Raw genomic sequence first — 1,722 nt, forward strand, 5'->3', positions numbered from 1 at the left:
GAACTTATGATCTAGTACATTCTGTTAGAGGGAACGCGGAGTGCTGGGAAACTAGCACGCTCCGTGTGGAGCAGGGGAAAAGCTGGAGATCGCATCAAAGGCTTACCTATTGCTACCGATAGCGCAACTTTAAATCGAAGCTTACGTCTTATTTGATGTGTATTTTAGGAGGGGAACTATGAAAATATTGTGGTTTATTATTTTGGGTATGGCTATTGCATACATGTTTTTAATCTTGGGTGAATTTGGATTAGTATTGCTTGGAGGAGCAATTTTTGGGCTCCTTCTGTACATTGCAATTACTATTTCAAATAAAAATAATAAGTGAGTAATGCCGCTCAACTAACGGAGAACTTTAGTTGAATGATACACATTAATGAGCAGGCGCTACGGTAGCCTGCTGTTTTTATTGAAGTAACGGGCAGATTAGTGGAACAAAGAGGAGGAAGACTAATTACGGAGAACATTATAATTAATGAATTACGCGACCACGGCCAAACTTGGTAAAAAATATAATTTATATACATTAAAAAAGGGTGTAATTGTAGGGGAGAGTAACTAATTATGAGGAGATCCTACTTAGTTTTACTTATTATGGTTATTTTGTTTTTATCGGCTTGTCAATCATCAGAACAAGTAATGCCGATAAAAGAAGAAACAATTGATTTTGACATAAACACTGCAATTGAAATGATTGAGAAGAAAGAAAAAATGATCATTGATTTAGCGTTGAGAGAAAAGGTATCAAAACTGGAGTATAAGGAATTAGAGAAATCTTTTACCGAAGAGTTTGGAGTCTATGCTAAGGAGATTCTATCATTATTTATCAATAATATGGATTCCGATCCCGAGTCAGATATGTATGTACAACAGAACACATTTTACCCAACTGTCTTTCATAAAGGAATAACTATAACAAATGCGGTCATTTATAAGAGTTACTTCGAGAATGAGTTTTTTAATCAAACTAGATTAAGCATTAAGGAAGAATATGTTGATGATGATGAGAAGTTAAAGGATTGGAAAAGAGAATACATTTTTACTCCAAACAAAAATGGAGAGTGGGAATTAAATGGATTTTCTGGAGTGGTGGATTTCTTTGGATTAGATTATAATATGAATTTTTATAATATGAATTATTTAGAGTTAAAGAGGTAATTAGTTAATCATTGAAGACCATCTCATGTCGATATGGTAAAAGAATCTCATGGAGCACAAGCCCATGTTGTTCAATTAACGGGACACGATAGTTCAATGCCAAACGGCAGCCCTTCGTTACGCTAACGGGCAGTTTAGAGTAATTGAAAAAGTAAACCGAAAAATGAAGTATGTTATAATATTCCAGCAAGGTGAAGAGTGAATGCACCTGAGTGAGGGGGAGGAAACAATGGATCACGAAAAAGAAATTCAAGAGATTAAAGAGCGATTGATAAGTGCCGAGAGTCAACTCAAACATAAATCACATTTTTCTAGCTTTTTTAAGATTGGACTAATCGGTATTATTGTTTTCGTACTTTTGTTGTTTGTAATAGGGGTCGTTCAATTTATGGCTACGGGATAGGTACTCCTTCTAAATTAAGGTAGTTGGACATTGTTGAGCTAACGGGACAGTATGACAAGTTCTGTATAAGCGCTTTACAGCGCGAAAAAACAGAGATTTCATGAAATGAAATCTAACTTTACAACCGAGGATGGGAATGACGGAACCATGTATCCTGAAAC

3 protein-coding genes are annotated in these 1,722 nt (G+C 35.4%); all 3 read left to right on the forward strand.

Annotated features, from left to right (window positions below; genetic code table 11):
- The first annotated feature begins 178 nt into the window (after positions 1–178).
- The 3 genes from AC1D7X_RS25695 (at position 179) to AC1D7X_RS25705 (ending at position 1,561) form a co-directional block, all read left to right on the forward strand.
- The gene (locus tag AC1D7X_RS25695) at positions 179–328 is read left to right on the forward strand and encodes a hypothetical protein (protein ID WP_495458799.1); all 150 of its coding nucleotides are present in this window, start codon (positions 179–181) and stop codon (positions 326–328) included.
- 236 nt (positions 329–564) lie between these two features.
- Complete coding sequence (locus AC1D7X_RS25700) at positions 565–1,158, forward strand: hypothetical protein (protein ID WP_495476428.1); 594 nt, start codon at positions 565–567, stop codon at positions 1,156–1,158.
- Positions 1,159–1,387: 229 nt separating this feature from the next.
- A complete protein-coding gene (locus tag AC1D7X_RS25705) occupies positions 1,388–1,561 on the forward strand; it encodes a hypothetical protein (protein WP_495476429.1) in 174 nt (57 codons plus the stop codon).
- Positions 1,562–1,722 lie beyond the last annotated feature (161 nt).

Source organism: Paenibacillus sp. Y568, from assembly GCF_059445545.1.